Source organism: Zoogloea sp. LCSB751 (genome assembly GCF_002028455.1).
Taxonomy (GTDB): domain Bacteria; phylum Pseudomonadota; class Gammaproteobacteria; order Burkholderiales; family Rhodocyclaceae; genus Zoogloea.
Map to the genome: position 1 here is coordinate 1 of NZ_MWUM01000628.1, position 236 is coordinate 236.

The following is a 236-nucleotide window of genomic DNA, read 5'->3' on the forward strand; positions in this document are numbered from 1 at the left end:
TCTTTGGTCAACTGGAGAGCCTCGGCATCAAGCGCAGCGATGTGGAGGCCGGCAATCTGGTGATCTCCCCCGAGTACCAGTATCCGCAGAACAAGCAGCCCGAGATGGTGGGTTATCGTGCCCAGCGCCAGCTGGCGGTCAAACTCTACCAGCTCGACAAGTTGAGCCAGCTGATGGACACCGCCCTCAAGGCGGGTCTGGAGTCCGTCTCCCAGATTGAGTACGGCCTCAAGTCA

1 protein-coding gene is annotated in these 236 nt (G+C 59.7%); it reads left to right on the forward strand.

Translation table 11 applies throughout. The features are described from left to right. Positions 1–236 (forward strand): SIMPL domain-containing protein (locus B4920_RS27970; RefSeq protein ID WP_139379788.1); only part of this gene is annotated, 236 nt, incomplete at both ends.